At 62.0% G+C, this 287-nt stretch carries 1 protein-coding gene; it reads right to left on the bottom strand.

The window, feature by feature from the left end; genetic code table 11:
* Positions 1 to 131: 131 nt before the first annotated feature.
* A partial coding sequence (locus EN804_RS38555; protein WP_135922444.1) for a universal stress protein occupies positions 132 to 287 on the bottom strand: 156 nt, incomplete at its 5' end.

Genomic DNA, 287 nt, shown 5'->3' on the forward strand with positions numbered 1-287 from the left:
CCTGGAACAGGCCGCAGTCGACGAGAACCCGCCAGCGGGCCGTTTCGATCTCGTAGCATGAGCCGGTGACGCCGTGGGCCGCGCCATGTAAGCGAAAGATAGGATCCGTTTCGCCTCTCATCTCACACCCCCTAGTGCGACAGAAGGACAGGCAGACGCAGATCCGCGAGAATGCCTTCGGTGGCGCCGCCGAGCACGAAATCCCTGACACGCGAATGGCCATATCCGCCCATGACCAGAAGCTTGCCGCCGATCTTGAGGGCATGCTCCTGTAGTGCAGTTGCGAC

The sequence above is a fragment of the Mesorhizobium sp. M8A.F.Ca.ET.161.01.1.1 genome (assembly GCF_004792105.1).
Classification (GTDB): Bacteria; Pseudomonadota; Alphaproteobacteria; order Rhizobiales; family Rhizobiaceae; genus Mesorhizobium.